Raw genomic sequence first — 16,064 nt, 5'->3', positions numbered from 1 at the left:
GGAATTGTGATCTGGAAAATCGATGCATTGCCGCGCCGGTCATTCCGACGCGCTCAAATCAGTCGCCTGTCGCCGGCCGCGCGGAAGCGGCCGGTCTCAGGCGCCGGTAAGGCCCGCGGCGATGGAGGCGGTGAAGCGGCCGAAGAAGCGCCACGGCAGGCGGGCATGGTCATGCAGCGCGGCAAAATCCTGCGTCGTCGGCAGGGGCGGCAGATGGCCCTCTCCCTGCACGGCGCTGAAGCGCTGCAAATGATGCTCACACGGCGACATGGCCACTATGTAGCAGTTCCAATGAAGGTGGACAATCGATGCCGCGCAGGAGCGTCATCGCCGTGACGCAGAGGTCTGGCCTGGCATGAGAGCGGGCAGGACGGCCGGTGCGTCACAGCTCGCTGCGCAACTGCCAGAGCTCCGGGAAGAAGGAGCGCTCCAGCGCCGTCTTCAGGAATTTCACGCCGCTGGAGCCGCCGGTGCCCGGCTTGAAGCCGATGATGCGCTCGACTGTCTTCATATGGCGGAAGCGCCACTGCTGGAACTGGTCCTCAAGATCGACCAGCTCTTCGGCAAGTTCGTAGAGATCGAAATGGTGCTGCGTGTCCCGGTATATCGTCAGCCATGCGGCCTTCACCATCTCGCTCGCCGCATGCGGCACGCTCCAGTCGCGCTCGATGCAATCGGCCGGGATCGGCAGGCCGCGCCGGGCGAGCAGGCGCAGCGCCTCGTCGTAGAGGCTCGGCGCTTCCAGCAGCGCCTGCAGGTGGGCGTGGTGCTCGGCATGGTGCCGGTGCATCGCCAGCATGCGCGGGTCCTTGGCGCCGAGGCGGAATTCCAGCGCGCGATACTGATAGGACTGGAAGCCTGAGGACTGCCCGAGCGCGTCACGGAAGGCGAGGTAGTCGGCCGGGGTCATGGTCGAGAGCACATCCCAGGCGGTGACAAGCTGGGCCTGGATGCGCGAGACGCGCGCCAGCGACTTGAAGGCGGGCTGCAACTGGTCGTCCCGGATCGCCGCGATGGCGCCGTCGAGCTCGTGCGCGGCCAGCTTCAGCCAGAGTTCCTGGACCTGGTGGATGGTAATGAAGAGCAGTTCGTCCGGAGCATCGCTCAGCGGCTTCTGTGCCGCCAGCAGGAGATCGAGGCCGAGATAGGAGGCATAATCCATCCGCTCCTTGAAGTCGGTCTGCATGCCCGGCTCGATCCGGCTCCGATGATCGCCCGATCCGGTGCCCATCGCTCCGACCTCCTCGCTGCCCGCCTTGACGAAGGGAAGGCGGTCTATATTTTAAGCTTAAAGTATTTCGCCGTGTCGGCAAGGCGGGCAGGACGTGACGATGGCGATCGATCGGGCGACCCATGCTCCTGCGCGGCTCGGCCAGCCACCCTTCGATCTTGCCGCGGAATTCTCACGTTTCCGGCAGAACTGGCCGGACGAGCTGCATTTCGCCGCCCATAGCCACCATTTCTGGCCGAACGTCACCCGCGAGGCGCATCTGCGCTATTGGGACGATGCCGCCCGCCTCGTGGACGGCAAATGGGAAGAGGTTCTCGACTCCGTTTGGCCGAAAGTGGCGCGGGGCGTGGCTGGGCATCTCAAACTGCCCGGCATCGACGGGCTCGTGCCGGCCAACAACACCCATGAATTCGTCAACCGGCTGCTTTCCTGTCTGCCGCGGGACCGCGTGCCGCGCATCCTGACCGATGACGCCGAATTCCATTCCTTCCGGCGGCAGATCGAACGGCTGGCGGAGGAGGGGCTGGTCGCGCTCACAATCGTGCCGGCCGAGCCCTTCGCCGGCCTGACGGAGCGGCTGATCGCGGCGGCGAAGGCGGGCGATCCCGACATGGTCTTCGTCAGCCAGGTGCAGTTCAATTCCGGCTATGTGCTGACCGATCTTGACGGGCTGGTCGCGGGCGTCGCCGCGCCTGGGCGCCTGGTCGTTATCGACGGCTATCACGGCTTCCTGGCGCGGCCGACCGATCTCTCGGCCATCGCCGACAAGGCCTTCTACATCGCCGGCGGCTACAAATACGCCATGGCGGGGGAGGGCGCCTGCTTCATGCACTGCCCGCCCGGCTTCGCCATGAGGCCGCGCGACACCGGCTGGTATGCCTCCTTCGGCGCGCTCTCTGGGCCGCAGGGCGGCGTCGGCTATGCAGAGACGGGCTGGCGCTTCATGGGCGCGACTTTCGATCCTTCCGGGCTCTACCGCATGGGCGCGGTGTTCGACTGGCTCGACGCGCGAGGGTTGGACGCGGCGGCGATCCACGCCCACGCCCATGCCCTTCAAGCCATCGTCGCGGAGGGGCTGGTGCGCCGGCCTTGCGGCGTGCTCGCGCCGGAGAATCTCGTGCTGCCGCTTTCCGAGCCGGCGCGCGGCAATTTCCTGACCTTTCGCCATGCCGATGCGCCGCTCTGGCATGAGCGGCTGGCGCGGGCCGGGATCACCGTCGACCTGCGCGGCGACAGATTGCGCCTCGGCTTCGGCCTCTACCAGAACGCGGATGATGCGCGGCTGCTGCTGGAGCGGCTGGCGACGCTGGCCTGAAGCGCACGGGGTCAGCGCCGCGAGGTGTCGACGCTGACCACCACGGACATGCCGGGCACCAGTTCGTCCGCAAGGGGCTGGCCCGGATCGATGACGATGCGGACGGGCACGCGCTGCGCGATCTTGATGAAGTTGCCGGTGGCGTTTTCCGGCCGGATGACGCTGAACTCCGAGCCCGCCGCCGGCGAGAAGCGCTCGATCTTGCCGGTCAGCGTGGCATGGCGCAGGGCATCGACGGTGAAGCTCACGGGTTGTCCGATCCGCATGCCCGCAAGCTGGGTTTCCTTGAAATTGGCGATGATCCAGGTCTGGGCGGGAACGAGTACCATGAGCTGCGTGCCGGCCGAGACGTATTGACCGAGCCGGGCCGAGACCTCGCCGAGGCGCCCGTCCTGCGGGGCGGTGATGCGGGTGTTGCTGAGGTCGATCTCCGCGAGATGGACCGTGGCCTCGGCACCCTCGACCGCCGCCACCAGCGACTGGCGGTTGACGATGGCGGTCTGAATATCCTGCCGCGCCACTTCGGCAGCGGCATTGCTGGCGGCGAGGGAGGCGCGGGCCTGGTCGAGCGCTTGCTGGCTCTGGTCGGTGCTGGTCTGGCTGACGACGCCGCGTTCGCGCAGCGGCTCGATGCGGCCCCAGTTCGCCTCGGCGGTGCGCAGCGCAGCCTCGGCGCTGGCGACATTCGCCACTGCGGCACGCAGCCTGGCCTCGGCGGAGGCGCGGGCTTGATCCGAATTGGCGAGCGCCGCGCGCTGGGCGGCAAGGCTGGCGCGGGCCTGCTCCAGCTTCTGCGCATAGATGCGGTCGTCGATGCGCAGGAGCAGGTCTCCCTGCTTGACCGTGGCGAAGTCCTGCACCGGCACCTCGGCGACATAGCCGGCGAGCTGCGGCGCGATGACGGTGACCTGGCCGCGGACATAGGCGTTTTCGGTGGTCTCGATGGCGCTGGCGAAGGGCGGCAGCCGCCAAGCGTAGAGGATCACGGCGAGGCCGACGAGGCCGATAGCCAGGGCAACATACGTCGAAAGGGAGCGGAAGAGGCGGGTCATGGTCGGTGCAGTGATCAGCCGGCTGCGGGGGCAGGGGCGGTGGCGGAGCGCGCCCTGAGGCGCAGGATGGCAAGATGGAGAAGGAGGCCGGCGAGGGCCATGCCGGCGAGCAGCGAGATCAGCAGAAAGGCATCGTTATAGGCAAGAACGAGGGCTTCTCGCGTAGCCTGCTGGGCAAGAAGCGTCACGCCCTCGGCCCGGGCCAGCGCAGTGTCGGTCAGGACGTGGCCGTAGCTGCCGCCGAGTTGGCCGATGCGCTGGGCGACCAGCGGATCAGACATCGCGAAATGCTCGGTCAGCACATGATAGTGGAAGCTGGTACGCAGGGTGACGAAGCTGCCGAAGATGGCCGAGCCGAGCAGGCCGCCGATGCTCTGCGTAAACAGGAAGACGGTGATGAAGCTGAGGATATAGACAGGGCCGCGCGCAATCGCGCTGCCCATGCCCTGCGCCATCGCAGTCGGCAGGTAGAGCCCCGAGCCGTAGGCGACGAGTGCCTGGCTCAAATGGATGTCATGCGGCCGGGTCAGGCTTGTGGCGCCGCTGTCGAGCCAGGCGCCCAGCGAGACGCAGGCCAGAGCCACGCCGTAGAACCAGTTCTCGCGGCCGGGCCGCAGCAGCAGCGCACAGGTCAGCCCGCCGGCCAGGACCGCGCAGAAGATGACGGCATAGAGCGGCATGGTCTGCTCGTTCTGGATGCCGAGCGCCTGGAAGAAGTTGGAGGCGCCGACCGTCTGTTCCGCCAGGAGCACGCGCAGCAGCAGCAGCGCGCCGGCGAAATGCAGCGTCGTCGGGCTCGTCAGCCAGCGGATGTCGATGAGCGGGCTGTCGCGATGCAGCTCGATGATCGCGGCCAGCATCAGGCAGAGGATGGCGCAGGCGACGAGCCAGCCGAGCCAGGGCGCCTCGAACCACCAGTAGATCCGGCCGAGGCTGAGCACGACGGCGATCGAACCGAAGCCGACGGCGATGAACAGGTAGCTGACGAGATCGAGCGGGCCGATGCACTTCACCCGCGGCGGCGAGGTCAGCGGCAACGCGTAGACGAAGCCGAAGGCGAGCAGGGCCAGCCCCATCTCGAACAGGGTCAGGCCATGGAAGCCGCCGATGTCGAGCAGCCAGGGCGAGATCAGCCGCGTCACGGGTATGCCGAGCGTGGTGTTGGTGAGCGCCAGCGAGATTCCGACGGTGAGCTTCTTCGGCGGCGGCAGCGGCTCGATCATGTAGAAGAAGGCGAGGGAGGACATTGGCGCCGCTGCCATGCCGCTCATGAAGCGGACCACCACGGCCGATTGCAGATCGCGGACGAAGAGGAGGTTGAGCAGCGTCGCGAAGACGAAGCCGGCCAGGCTGATCTCGGCGAAATTGCGCAGCCCGTACTGCATCCGGATCTTGATCAGGGCGATCGAGAGCGAGACGTTCGGCGCCATGTAGGCAGCGATCAGCCAGTTGGTCTCGGCGAGGGTAGCGCCAAGCTCGCCCTGGATCTGGTAGATGTTGGTGTTGACGATGTTCTGGCCGATCTGCTGCGTCATCGCCAGCGTAACCGAAGCCAGCATGTAGGCGAGCGCGCGGGCCGGCGGCATGGTGAGGCCGAAGGGCTGGGCGGGCGGTGCGGTCGTGGTTTCCGGCGCGCTCATGGGGCGGCGCTCCGCCCGGCGGCGATATTGCGCGAGGTGCGGCGGAGCACATCGAGCGCCGCTTCCAGTTCCTCCGGAGCGATACCCTGCAGGATACCGGCGCGCAGCGCGGCGAGGAAGTTCAGGATGTCCTGCGCCTGGGCGCGGGCGGTCTCGGTGAGGAAGACGCGGCGGGCGCGGCGGTCGCCTTCGACGGCGCGGCGCTCGATCATGCCGTTGCGTTCGAGGCCGTCGAGGAGCCGCACCAGCGTCGGCTGCTCGATGTCGAGCAGGCCGGCGAGATCGGACTGGATCGGTCCGTCCTCCTTGGCGAGCTCCATCAGCAGACGGGCGCGCGAGAGCGTCAGCCCCATGTCGCGTGCGCGCTCGTCGACCAGAGCCCTCAGCTTCCGGTTGACGGCGGCAAGCTCGGCGGTGAAGGCGGCCTGAAGTGGGGAGAGGTCCATGATGTTGATATAAATAGCATGCTAATGATTGTCCTACTTATAGCCGACATAGATGCATATCAAATGAGGATTTTGCGGTTCGATATGCGTTTTTGGAATGAATAGATATTGGGCAATAAAAAACGCGGCCCCGAAGGACCGCGTTTCGAACTCTCTGCGCTGAAGCTGCGGCTTACTTGCCGGCCGCCTTCGAGCCCTTGGCAGGCCTGGCCTCGACGCGCTCGGCGATGCGGGCCGACTTGCCGCGGCGATCGCGCAGGTAATAGAGCTTGGCGCGGCGCACCTTGCCCTTGCGGATGACCTTGATCGAGTCGAGGTTCGGCGAGAACAGCGGGAAGACGCGCTCGACGCCCTCGCCATAGGAAATCTTGCGGACGGTGAAGCTCTGGTTGAGGCCGCCGCCGTTGCGGGCGATCACGACGCCTTCATAGGCCTGGACGCGGCTGCGCTCGCCTTCCTTGACCTTGACGTTGACCTGCACGGTGTCGCCGGGCTGGAACGGCGGGATCTCGCGACCTTCGCTCAGCTTGGCAATCTGCTCCTGATCGAGCTGTTCGATGATGTTCATGGGTCTCTCCATGGCCGTTTCGCGTGTGGACACGCGGGCGTTACGGCTCGCTGTTTTCAGTTGAGTGCGGGGCCTTACAGGAGCGCGGCGGATTTGTCGAGCGGCAATGCCGGCAAAGCGCGGCGGCGCCGAACCGCTTGTTGGCGATCCATGCGGCATGCTTAGCCTTGCCCGGACCGAGACGCCACACCGACCGGACGCAGGCCATGACCGACCAAGCCATCAAGATCGCCCTTGTGACGGGTGCCGCGCGCGGCATCGGGCTTGCCACTGCCAAGCGATTTCTCGCTGAGGGCTGGCAGGTCGGTCTGCTCGATATCGACGGGGCAGGGCTCGAGCGGGCGGCAGCCGAGATCGCGCAGCCGGAGCGGACGCTGGTGCTGACCTGCGACGTCGCCGACCCGGCACAGCTCGAATCGGCCTTCGCCGGGCTCGCCAAGCGCTTCGGGCGGCTCGACGCGCTCGTCAACAATGCCGGCACGGCGGTGTTCAAGCCGCTGCTGGAGACGACCTATGAGGAGTGGCAGCGGGTGCTCGCGGTCAACCTCACCGGCCCGTTCCTGGCGACGCAGCTCGCCGCGCCGCTGATGGCCGATCATGGCGGCGGCGCCATCGTCAACATCACCTCGATCTCGGGCCTGCGCGCCTCGACGCTGCGCGTGGCCTACGGCACCTCGAAGGCGGCGCTGGCGCATCTGACCAAGCAGCAGGCGGCGGAGCTCGCGGGCCTGGGGATCCGCGTCAACGCGGTCGCGCCGGGGCCGGTGGAGACGGCGATGGCCAAGGCAGTGCACAGCCCCGAGATCCGCGCCGATTATCGCGATACGATTCCGCTCGGCCGTTACGGGCTGGAGGAGGAACTGGCCGAGTCGATCTTCTTCCTGTGCTCGGAGCGCGCGAGCTACATCACCGGCCAGGTTCTGGCGGTCGATGGCGGCTTCGACGCCGCCGGCATCGGGCTGGCGACGCTGCGCGGGGAGAGGCGGAACCTCTAGGGGCGCGGGGCTGATCTGGTCGGCATTTCGGAGTGGTTCGAGAGCTTGCATGCGGCGCCGCGAAGGCGAGGACCCCGCGGCCTTTCGCCCCGGCGGACCTGACCCGTCGGCGCAGTCCGCTTTGCGCGATCAGGCGGGGACGTATGTCAACCTGATCGTGTCCTCGCCCACCTGATCGCTGGCTACAAGGCGGAGCGGTGGCCGGGGGCCTGCGAAGAATGGCGTGCCCTGACCCAGCACGACCGGGTGGAAGTAGAGTCGATACTCATCGACGAGACCAAGGTCGGTCAGGCTCCGGGCCAGATCCGGTCCGGCGACTGCAATCTCCCCAACGAGTCGAGCTTTCAGCCCGCGGACCACTGCCTCGAGGCCATGCTCGACAAGTGTCGCGTTTGGGCCGACGGACTTCAACGAGCGTGACACGACCCATTTCGGTTGGCTTCGCCACGCCGCCGCGAAGTCGCGCCGCGCCGCGTCCCACTCGGGATCGTCTTCATCCCAATAGCGCATGATCTCGTACATGCGGCGACCGTACACACTGCCGGCCAGGTCGCGTACGTGCTCTGTCCAGTGACGGAAGAGCGCTGGACCTGTCTCCATTTTCAGGTGGTCGACATAGCCGTCCAGCGACTGGTTCATTCCGAAGACGAGTTTCGCCATTCTGCCAACTCCATCCCAGCTTCTCGGGCTTAGCGTGAACTCCCGTGGGGCGGAAGTGAAGTTGGCCGCGATCTGCGCGCCGCCTCGCGCGTGAGGCCGATAATTCGGAGAGCTTGGGCTCACGATCCAGGCTGAATCGAGGGGATTGTCAGGAGCCCGCCGCGTCCTCCAAATGATCGGGTCCAGGCCGTTCCCGGGGACACTGGAATCGTTGCCACGCTGATGTGAGAGGCTGGTCCGCGATGGAACCGTTCACGATTGGCATTCTCGCGTTCTTCGTCATCTTCGGCGCGACCCTGCTCGGCATGTTCGTGAAGAACCGGCTTCCCGAGCACCATCTCACCCCTGACTCGAGAGATGCCATCAAGCTGGCCACGGCGATCATCGGAACGCTCTCGGCGCTGGCGCTCGGTTTGCTGATCGCTTCGGCCAAGCGCTCTTTCGACGATGCGGGGGCCGAGCTGAGGGCGACCGCGGCGCGCATCCTGGTACTGGACCGGGTCCTGGATCATTACGGACCGGAAACCGCCGAGATGCGCCAGTTGCTCCGCAAGCTGGTGGAGCAGCGCAGGCTCGAGATCGACAGCAGCATATTGAACGGCGACTCGCTCAATGACGGGCTGGACGTCGAGCCGATTCAGGATCGCCTGCGGGACTTGGTCCCGAATACGGATGGGCAGCGCTGGCTTCAGTCGCGGGCACTCCAGCTGACGGGGCAGGTCGCGGAGACGCGATGGTCGCGGCCGGAAACCGAGGCTGGAGGGTTTCCGAGCGTTTTCATCGTCTTCATCGTGTTCTGGCTGGCGCTCCTCTTCGTTTCCTTCGGATTGCTTACGCCGGGAAATGCGACTGTGACCGTCTTCCTTCTCGTGTCGGCGATATCCGTCGCGGGGGCGCTGGTCCTCATCATCGATATGGACCATCCGTATCTCGGCTACATCCGTGTGTCCGATGCGCCTCTGAGGTTGGTCTTGGAGCGGCTTGGCAGGCCCTGACATTCGTATCGGCGGCTCTGTCTCCCGAATCCCGCTTCGCGCCGTTCCGGCTGTCAGCGATTGACGCTGCTCAGATGAGGACGCAGGCTCGCAGAAACCCGGGAGGAAGGCCATGATGCGTGCGTCGATGATCGTCTTTTCTCTGCTCGGCGGCCTTTCGGCGGCATCGGCGCAGAGCGCCGTTCCTGTTACCGTCGACAACTTCATCCGCGCCGAGTCCGACACCTACATCGCCAATCTCGCCCAGCAGAGCGGTGGGCTCGGCAGGCTCCTTCATCGACGCGAGCCCGCCTCGGTCGATGAGCAGACCGTCATCCGGCTGAACCGCGACACCCTCTACTCGTCGGCCGTGTTCGACCTCGATGCCGGGCCCGTGACGGTGACATTGCCGGATGCGGGGCAGCGTTTCATGTCGCTGATGTCCGTCAGCCAGGATCACTATGCCGCGACGGTCTATGGCGCGGGCACCCACCGTTTCACCCGCGACAAGGTCGGGACCCGCTATGTTCTGCTGGGTGTCCGCACCTTCGTGAATCCGAACGATCCCGAAGATGTTCGCAAGGTTCACGCGCTGCAGGACGCGATCAAGGTCAGTCAAAAGAACAGCGGCAAGCTGGAGTTGCCGCGCTGGGATACCGGGAGCCAGAAAAAGGTGCGCGACGCCCTGCTGGTCCTGGGGTCGACAATAAGCAGTTTCGACGGAGCATTCGGCTCCAAGGCGGAGGTCGATCCGGTGCGTCACCTCCTGGGCACGGCCGGAGGATGGGGAGGCAACCCCGAAAAGGATGCGAAATATCTGAGTGTGACGCCGGCGAAGAATGACGGCAGCACCGTCTACAAGCTCAACGTCAGAAACGTGCCGGTGAACGCGTTCTGGTCGGTCAGCGTCTACAACGCGCAGGGATATTTCGAGAAGAACCCCTACGATGCCTATTCGCTGAACAGCATCACCGCAAACAAGAGCGGCGACGGCACCTCCCTGATCCAGTTCGGTGGTTGCGACGGCAAGATTCCGAACTGCCTGCCGATCATGAAGGGATGGAATTACACGGTGCGGCTCTATCGGCCGCGAGCAGAAATCCTGTCCGGCAAGTGGACGTTTCCCGAGCCGCAACCCGTCAACTAGCGCTTAAAAGCGTTTGCTGAGCAAAAGGTGCAACGGTCAGCGCAAGCCACACCGTATGGGACCGAGCGCGCCTTGCTGTCAGGGCCAGGAAAAGGAGCGCTGATGCGTGCCGCTGCAGTGCAGCGGACAAATCCCTTGCACCTGCTCCAGAACGGCGCGAACCTTCCCCGACATGCCTCTTCGACGGCCGCCCGACCTGCTCGGGCCGGTGCGACCGCCGCCCGACCGGCGCCTCCGGGCTTCCCGCCGCGCCGCCATCCGCGCCGATGATGGGCTCGACCTTTCGTCCTCGCGGTCCAACCCGAAGGAGGACGTCATGGCAGCACAAAACGGCAGAGGAGACACCGCCGGCGGCACCAGGCGGGCGGGGCCGCGATGCATCGCGATCGTCGGCCCCTTCCAGAGCGGCAAGACGACCTTGCTGGAAAGCATCCTGATGCGCTGTGGCGCACTTTCGCGCACGGGCTCGGTCAAGAACGGCAATACGGTAGGTGATGCGGCGCCCGAGGCGCGTGCGCATCAGATGAGCACGGAACCCAGTGTCGCGACCGTCGAATTCCTCGGCGACACCTTTCATTTTGTCGACTGTCCCGGCTCGGTCGAGTTCCTGCACGAGATGCGCCACGTGTTGCCGGCGGTCGATGCCGCCGTCGTCGTCTGCGAGGCGGACGACCGCAAGGCGCCGGCACTGGAACTCGTGCTGCGCGAACTCGAGGAGGCCGACATCCCGCGCTTTCTCTTCCTCAACAAGATCGACTCGGCCTCGCGCCGGGTCCGCGAGACGCTCGGCATTCTGCAGCGCGCTTCGCGGACGCCGCTGCTGCTGCGCCAGATCCCGATCTGGAAGAACGGCATCGCCGTCGGCTTTATCGATCTCGCGCTGGAGCGGGCTTTCATCTACCGCGAGCACGCGCCGAGCGAGATCGTGCCGCTGGCGGTGGATGAGAACGGCCGGGAGAAGGAGGCGCGCTTCTCCATGCTCGAGCGCCTCGCCGACTATGACGACGAGCTGATGGAGGAATTGCTCGGCGACATGGAGCCGCCGCGCGACCGCATCTTCGATGATCTCGCCCGCGAATTGCAGCATCGCCATGTCGTGCCGGTGCTGATCGGCGCGGCCGAGCGCGGCAATGGCGTGACGCGGCTGCTCAAGGCACTCAGGCATGAGGCGCCGGGGCTCGCCGAGACACGCGGGCGCGCCGGAATCCTGGCAGAAGGACCGCCGCTCGCTCAGGTGATGAAGACCTGGCATTCGAGCCAGGGCGGCAAGCTCTCGCTGGCGCGGGTGATGCGCGGCCGGCTGGCGGAAGGCGACGTCGTAACCTCGTCGGGTGGGGTCGAGGCTCGCATCGCCGGCGTGCTGGCGCTGAAGGGCGCGGAGCAGAGCCGCAAGCCGGCGGCCGAGGAGGGCGAGGTCGCGGCCTTCGCCAAGCTGGAAGGCATCGGCACGGGTGAAGCCTTCATGCTCGGCAAGCAGCGGGCGAGCGTCGTCAGCGCGATCGCGCCGCCGGAGGCTGTGCACGCCGTCGCGATCTCCGTGAAGGACCGCAAGGACGATGTCCGGCTGGCGGCGGCGCTGCAGCGGCTGACGGAGGAGGACACTGCGCTTTCGGTCATGCAGATCCCCGAGCTGAGCGAGACACGCCTGACGGGCCAAGGAGAAATGCATCTGCGCGTCGCGCTCGAGAAGCTTGCCGGCCGCTACGGCGTGACCGTCGCGGGCCGTGCGCCCCAGGTCGGCTATCGCGAGAGCATCCGCGGCCACGCCGGAGCGCGCGGCCGGCATCGCAAGCAGAGCGGGGGCCATGGCCAATATGGCGATGTGGTGATCGATGTCGCGCCGTTGCCGCGCGGGGACGGCATTCGCTTCGTCGACAAGATCACCGGCGGGGTCGTGCCGCGCCAGTATATCGGTTCGGTCGAGGCCGGCATGCGCGACTTCTGCGAGAAGGGGCCGCTCGGCTTCCCGATCGTCGATATCGAGGTCACGCTGACGGACGGCTCCTACCACACGGTGGATTCGTCGGACATGGCATTCAGGCAGGCTGCGCGGCTGGCGATGAGCGAGGCGATGCCACAGGCGAAACCCGTTCTGCTCGAGCCGGTCCTGTCGGTCGATGTCGTGATTCCGTCGGAAGCGATGTCGCGCGCATCGGCGTTGATCTCGTCGCGGCGCGGCCAGATCCTGGGCTATGATACACGGCCTGGCTGGCGCGGTTGGGACCAGATCAAGGCGCTGGTGCCGGAGGCCGAGATGCCCGGCCTGATCGTTGAGTTGCGCTCGGCAACCTCGGGCGTCGGCTCGTTCAATGCACGCTTCGACCATCTCGCGGAGCTGGCCGGGAAGTCTGCGGAGGCGGTCGTCTCCGCGCAAGCCCTGGCCTCCGCCCAGGGCCGCTGACGGGGCCGATCCTGTGGATGGGCTCCTTGTGGGTTCATCCCCGCGGGGTGACCGGGAGGGATGCTCTGGAAGGCTCGTCCGCACGGCCTCGCGCGACCAGCGCCTGCGGCGGTTGCTTGCGTCTGAGAAACGCGCGCGGAACACAATCCCGAAAGGCGATGCTTGCAAGCACATGAAGAGGCCGGACACGTGGCCACCGTCTTCTCCGATCGCCGTGCCGCCGGCCGAAAGCTGGCGAGCAGGCTTCGCCGGTATCGCGAGAGGGGCGATGTTGTCGTCCTGGCGTTGCCGCGGGGCGGCGTACCCGTCGGCTTCGAGGTCGCGCGGGCCTTGAAGGCCCCGCTCGACGTTCTCGTCGTGCGCAAGCTCGGCGTTCCCGGAGATGAAGAAATGGCCATGGGCGCAATCGCCACGACAGGGGCACGCGTCCTGAACCGGGAGGTCATCGCCGCGCTCGGCATCGCTCAGGACGTCCTCGACAGGGTGACCGCGAAAGAGGAGCAGGAGCTGCTTCGCCGCGAGCGTCTCTACAGGGGCGGCCGCACGCCGCTCTCTCTGGAGCGGCAGACCGTCATCATCGTCGATGACGGTCTGGCTACGGGCGCGACGATGCGGGCCGCGGTGATGGCGCTGCGAGACAGGCATCCCGCCCGCATCGTGGTCGCGGTGCCGGTCGGCAGCCGGGAGATCTGCCAGGCGATGAACGCCGTCGCCGACGAGGTGGTGTGCGCGACGATGCCGCATTACTTCCTGGGGGTCGGCAGCTGGTACTCGGACTTCTCGCAAACCGGCGACGACGAGGTTCGCGGCCTGCTGGACGAGGCCAGCAGGTTGCGGCCCGGGCCGGGCGATCAGGGCGATGGCGGCGCGGCCCCGGACGGTTCCGGTCACGCCGACCGCGCATAGGGGCCGGTCTGCTCGTCGAAGCGGGTCCAGCCTTCTCGACGGTATTCGGCGCGGCGCAGCTCGGCATCGATCGGGCCGGCCCCTTGCATGATCTTCTCGACGGCCGGAGCGTGGCTGTCGCTGGTGCGGACCACGACGACTGCTCCGCCCCGGCGGATGGTCTCTGCCAGATAATGGGCCTCGTCATCGCCGAAACCGGCGCCGGCCATGGCACCGATCAGAGTGCGGGCCGTGGCGCCGGAATTCGTCCCGACAGCGAGCGTGCCGAAAATCCAGCCGGCCGCCAGGACCGGGCCCACTCCGGGAACCGGCATCGCAGCCAGCCGCGCCAACAGGCCGGCACCGCCGCCAACCGCGCCGCCGACTTCGGCGCCTACGGCCGCGTCGTCCGCGAAGGTCGCCGTTTGATAGCCGATGATGCTGATATCCTCCGAAGAGAGCCCGGCCACTTCGAGCCGGGTTACCGCCGTCTCGGCATCTGCATGGTGCTCGTAGGAACGTGTGACTGTCCGTGACATGAAGCATCCTCCCTCGACGGGAAGCCCCTCGGCACGAACCGGCTGGAATCGACCTTGTTCCCTGCTCGCCGGCCTTCGGAAGGGATGTTTCCGAGAGGCATCCGATTGATTGCGACGAAGGGCCGCGGTCCTCGCCAGGACTTCTCCGGCTGGCGGGAGCGTCAAGTCGTCGCGGTAAGAACCCGGTTTCGCCGTCCCTGCGAGCCCCGCATCCGGCCGCGCTTGCGGTTTCGCTTGCCTTCACGGTGTTCGGACAGTTTATATGTGAACGTTATGCTGAACGGAGCAACCGGCGCTTGCGCCTTGGTTCGCCGTTCCGCACTCTAAGACGATAACTGTCCAACGATGTCGACAAGGCGCGGAACCCTGCGATGACGGGTAACCGCGCGACACGGGAGGGAATGATGAAGGCGATCGACGCCGCGCAGGCCAGGCACGAGGCGCGCCCCTGGCTTGCGCAGTATCCGCCCGCGGTGCCGGCGGAGCTGGACGAAGCCAAGATCGGGACGCTGGTCGATCTGATCCGCTCGTCCTGCGCGCGCTTTGCCGACAGGCAGGCCTTCGAGAGCTTCGGCAAGACGATCACCTTCGCGGAAACCTTGCGTGCGGCGGAGGCCTTCGCCGGGTGGCTGCAGGCGAAGGGGCTGAAGAAGGGCGATCGTGTCGCGCTGATGATGCCGAACATCCTCTCCTATCCAGCCGCGATCTTCGGCACGCTCCTCGGCGGTTTCGCCGTCGTGAACATCAATCCGCTCTACACGGCGCGCGAGCTGACCCACCAGGTCAACGATGCCGGCGCGCGCGTGCTCGTGGTGATCGAGAATTTCGCGCATGTCGTCGAGGAGGCGAAGCCGAACTTGAAGCTCGATGCCATCGTGACCGCGACGGCCGGCGACCTGATGGGTTTCAAGGGCAGGATCGTCAATTTCGTCGCGCGCCGGATCAAGAAGGTCGTCAAGCCGTTCAACCTGCCCGGCTCGGTGCCGCTGCAACGAATACTGCACGGCGGCGGAGGGATGACGCCGGTCACGGTGACGCCCGAGGATGTCGCCTTCCTGCAGTATACGGGGGGGACCACCGGCGTCGCCAAGGGCGCGACGCTGACCCATCGCAATGTCGCGGCGAACGTCCAGCAGGCGGGGCTGTGGCTCGAATGGGTGCTGGAATCGCCGCAGGGCCGCAGCGACTACCAGCACGTCATGGTCACCGCGCTCCCGCTCTACCACATCTTCGCGCTGACCTGCTGCTGCATGTTCCTGCTGCGGATCGGCGCCAAGAGCCTGCTGATCGCCAACCCGCGCGACATTCCGGGCTTCGTCAGAACGCTGAAATCAAGCCGCTTCACGCTGATTTCCGGCGTCAACACGCTTTACAACGCGCTCGCGAACCACCCCGATATCAAGAACGTCGATTTCTCCGAACTGCGCTTCGCCGTCGCCGGCGGCATGGCGACGCAGGCCGCGGTCGCCAAGCAGTGGAAGGCCGTGACCGGGCGCCCGATCATCGAGGGCTACGGGCTGTCCGAAACCTCGCCGGTCGCGACGATCAACCGGCCGGACATCCAGGAGTTCACCGGCACCATCGGCTATCCGATCCCCTCGACCGAGATCGCTATCCGCGATGCCGAGGGCCACGACATGCCGCTGGGCGAATCCGGCGAGATCTGCATCCGCGGGCCGCAGGTGATGGCGGGTTACTGGAACCGCCCGGACGAGACGGCAAGGGCGATGACGGCGGATGGCTTCTTTCGCAGCGGCGATATCGGCGTGATGCTGCCGGACGGGCAGGTCAAGATCGTCGACCGCATGAAGGACATGGTGCTGGTCTCAGGCTTCAACGTCTATCCGAACGAGGTCGAGGACGTTCTGGCCGCGCATCCCGGCGTGCTGGAGTCGGCCGTGATCGGCCTGCCGGACGAGCATTCAGGCGAGGCGGTGACCGCCTTTGTCGTCCGCAAGGACCCGACACTGACCGCTGAGGAATTGCGCGCCTACTGCAAGGAGAACCTGACCGGCTACAAGGTGCCCAAGCAGATCTTCTTTCGGGAAACCCTGCCAAAAACGAATGTTGGCAAGGTGTTACGCCGCGCGCTGCGCGAGGAGGTCGTCGCCAGGAGCTGACGGAACGCAGCCGCGCGGTCGACAGCCCGGGCAGCAACGTGTCTTCTGTGCGGGTTCGCGGGCGGGAATCGCCGCCGCGGACCGTCACGGA

Annotated in this window: 15 protein-coding genes; 7 read left to right on the top strand and 8 right to left on the bottom strand. The window is 66.4% G+C overall.

From position 1 onward, the window contains the following. Positions 1-96: 96 nt before the first annotated feature. Both AC1DE3_RS03470 and kynA read right to left on the bottom strand, forming a co-directional pair. Positions 97-249, bottom strand: a complete 153-nt coding sequence (locus AC1DE3_RS03470) for a hypothetical protein (RefSeq protein WP_156134498.1) — start codon at positions 247-249, stop codon at positions 97-99. 133 nt (positions 250-382) lie between these two features. After that, positions 383-1,231, bottom strand: coding sequence for a tryptophan 2,3-dioxygenase (gene kynA / locus AC1DE3_RS03465; protein ID WP_476778910.1), 849 nt, complete (start codon positions 1,229-1,231; stop codon positions 383-385). 100 nt (positions 1,232-1,331) lie between these two features. Here kynA and AC1DE3_RS03460 point away from each other — a divergent pair, with 100 nt between their 5' ends. Continuing rightward, the gene (locus tag AC1DE3_RS03460; protein WP_476852077.1) at positions 1,332-2,546 is read left to right on the top strand and encodes an aminotransferase class V-fold PLP-dependent enzyme; all 1,215 of its coding nucleotides are present in this window, start codon (positions 1,332-1,334) and stop codon (positions 2,544-2,546) included. A gap of 11 nt (positions 2,547-2,557) precedes the next feature. Here AC1DE3_RS03460 and AC1DE3_RS03455 read toward each other — a convergent pair whose 3' ends face one another. From AC1DE3_RS03455 to rplS, 4 genes are all read right to left on the bottom strand, one after another. Further along, positions 2,558-3,598, bottom strand: a complete 1,041-nt coding sequence (locus AC1DE3_RS03455; RefSeq protein ID WP_441512050.1) for an HlyD family secretion protein — start codon at positions 3,596-3,598, stop codon at positions 2,558-2,560. A 14-nt stretch (positions 3,599-3,612) separates the two neighbouring features. Next, complete coding sequence (locus AC1DE3_RS03450; protein WP_476778912.1) at positions 3,613-5,238, bottom strand: efflux MFS transporter permease; 1,626 nt, start codon at positions 5,236-5,238, stop codon at positions 3,613-3,615. After that, the gene (locus AC1DE3_RS03445; protein WP_441512052.1) at positions 5,235-5,684 is read right to left on the bottom strand and encodes a MarR family winged helix-turn-helix transcriptional regulator; all 450 of its coding nucleotides are present in this window, start codon (positions 5,682-5,684) and stop codon (positions 5,235-5,237) included. The genes AC1DE3_RS03450 and AC1DE3_RS03445 overlap by 4 nt, the downstream gene beginning before the upstream one ends. Positions 5,685-5,856: 172 nt before the next feature. Continuing rightward, positions 5,857-6,252, bottom strand: coding sequence for a 50S ribosomal protein L19 (gene rplS / locus AC1DE3_RS03440; protein ID WP_441512053.1), 396 nt, complete (start codon positions 6,250-6,252; stop codon positions 5,857-5,859). A gap of 206 nt (positions 6,253-6,458) precedes the next feature. On the opposite strand from rplS, the gene AC1DE3_RS03435 reads away from it, so the two are divergent. After that, complete coding sequence (locus AC1DE3_RS03435) at positions 6,459-7,247, top strand: SDR family NAD(P)-dependent oxidoreductase (protein ID WP_476778913.1); 789 nt, start codon at positions 6,459-6,461, stop codon at positions 7,245-7,247. Between the two features lie 129 nt (positions 7,248-7,376). Here AC1DE3_RS03435 and AC1DE3_RS03430 read toward each other — a convergent pair whose 3' ends face one another. Next, positions 7,377-7,907 carry a dihydrofolate reductase family protein gene (locus tag AC1DE3_RS03430; protein WP_476778914.1) on the bottom strand — a complete coding sequence of 177 codons (531 nt, stop codon included), beginning with the start codon at positions 7,905-7,907 and terminating at the stop codon, positions 7,377-7,379. 242 nt (positions 7,908-8,149) lie between these two features. On the opposite strand from AC1DE3_RS03430, the gene AC1DE3_RS03425 reads away from it, so the two are divergent. From AC1DE3_RS03425 to AC1DE3_RS03410, 4 genes are all read left to right on the top strand, one after another. Then, positions 8,150-8,902: a bestrophin-like domain gene (locus AC1DE3_RS03425; RefSeq protein WP_476778915.1), complete on the top strand. Its 753-nt coding sequence runs from the start codon at positions 8,150-8,152 to the stop codon at positions 8,900-8,902. A gap of 112 nt (positions 8,903-9,014) precedes the next feature. Next, the gene (locus tag AC1DE3_RS03420) at positions 9,015-10,028 is read left to right on the top strand and encodes a DUF1254 domain-containing protein (RefSeq protein WP_476852076.1); all 1,014 of its coding nucleotides are present in this window, start codon (positions 9,015-9,017) and stop codon (positions 10,026-10,028) included. 316 nt (positions 10,029-10,344) lie between these two features. Further along, positions 10,345-12,429, top strand: a complete 2,085-nt coding sequence (locus AC1DE3_RS03415; protein WP_476778917.1) for an elongation factor G — start codon at positions 10,345-10,347, stop codon at positions 12,427-12,429. Between the two features lie 189 nt (positions 12,430-12,618). Beyond that, a complete protein-coding gene (locus AC1DE3_RS03410) occupies positions 12,619-13,335 on the top strand; it encodes a phosphoribosyltransferase (protein WP_476778918.1) in 717 nt (238 codons plus the stop codon). Here AC1DE3_RS03410 and AC1DE3_RS03405 read toward each other — a convergent pair. Beyond that, positions 13,317-13,853, bottom strand: coding sequence for a hypothetical protein (locus AC1DE3_RS03405; RefSeq protein WP_476778919.1), 537 nt, complete (start codon positions 13,851-13,853; stop codon positions 13,317-13,319). The genes AC1DE3_RS03410 and AC1DE3_RS03405 overlap by 19 nt on opposite strands. Before the next feature lie 404 nt (positions 13,854-14,257). On the opposite strand from AC1DE3_RS03405, the gene AC1DE3_RS03400 reads away from it, so the two are divergent. Continuing rightward, a complete protein-coding gene (locus AC1DE3_RS03400; RefSeq protein ID WP_476778920.1) occupies positions 14,258-15,973 on the top strand; it encodes an AMP-binding protein in 1,716 nt (571 codons plus the stop codon). The last annotated feature ends 91 nt before the right edge of the window (positions 15,974-16,064 follow it).

Source organism: Allobosea sp. 10L417, from assembly GCF_056395485.1.
The sequence above is the reverse complement of the archived record's forward strand: the minus strand, read 5'-3'. Positions and strand labels throughout refer to the sequence as shown.

Coding starts and splice junctions, on each gene's coding strand:
- AC1DE3_RS03415 (WP_476778917.1), top strand. CDS start 10,345: ATGGCAGCACAAAACGGCAGAGGAGACACCGCCGGCGGCACCAGGCGG.
- AC1DE3_RS03435 (WP_476778913.1), top strand. CDS start 6,459: ATGACCGACCAAGCCATCAAGATCGCCCTTGTGACGGGTGCCGCGCGC.
- AC1DE3_RS03450 (WP_476778912.1), bottom strand. CDS start 5,238: ATGAGCGCGCCGGAAACCACGACCGCACCGCCCGCCCAGCCCTTCGGC.
- AC1DE3_RS03455 (WP_441512050.1), bottom strand. CDS start 3,598: ATGACCCGCCTCTTCCGCTCCCTTTCGACGTATGTTGCCCTGGCTATC.
- AC1DE3_RS03405 (WP_476778919.1), bottom strand. CDS start 13,853: ATGTCACGGACAGTCACACGTTCCTACGAGCACCATGCAGATGCCGAG.
- rplS (WP_441512053.1), bottom strand. CDS start 6,252: ATGAACATCATCGAACAGCTCGATCAGGAGCAGATTGCCAAGCTGAGC.
- AC1DE3_RS03430 (WP_476778914.1), bottom strand. CDS start 7,907: ATGGCGAAACTCGTCTTCGGAATGAACCAGTCGCTGGACGGCTATGTC.
- AC1DE3_RS03445 (WP_441512052.1), bottom strand. CDS start 5,684: ATGGACCTCTCCCCACTTCAGGCCGCCTTCACCGCCGAGCTTGCCGCC.
- AC1DE3_RS03460 (WP_476852077.1), top strand. CDS start 1,332: ATGGCGATCGATCGGGCGACCCATGCTCCTGCGCGGCTCGGCCAGCCA.
- AC1DE3_RS03420 (WP_476852076.1), top strand. CDS start 9,015: ATGATGCGTGCGTCGATGATCGTCTTTTCTCTGCTCGGCGGCCTTTCG.
- AC1DE3_RS03400 (WP_476778920.1), top strand. CDS start 14,258: ATGAAGGCGATCGACGCCGCGCAGGCCAGGCACGAGGCGCGCCCCTGG.
- kynA (WP_476778910.1), bottom strand. CDS start 1,231: ATGGGCACCGGATCGGGCGATCATCGGAGCCGGATCGAGCCGGGCATG.
- AC1DE3_RS03425 (WP_476778915.1), top strand. CDS start 8,150: ATGGAACCGTTCACGATTGGCATTCTCGCGTTCTTCGTCATCTTCGGC.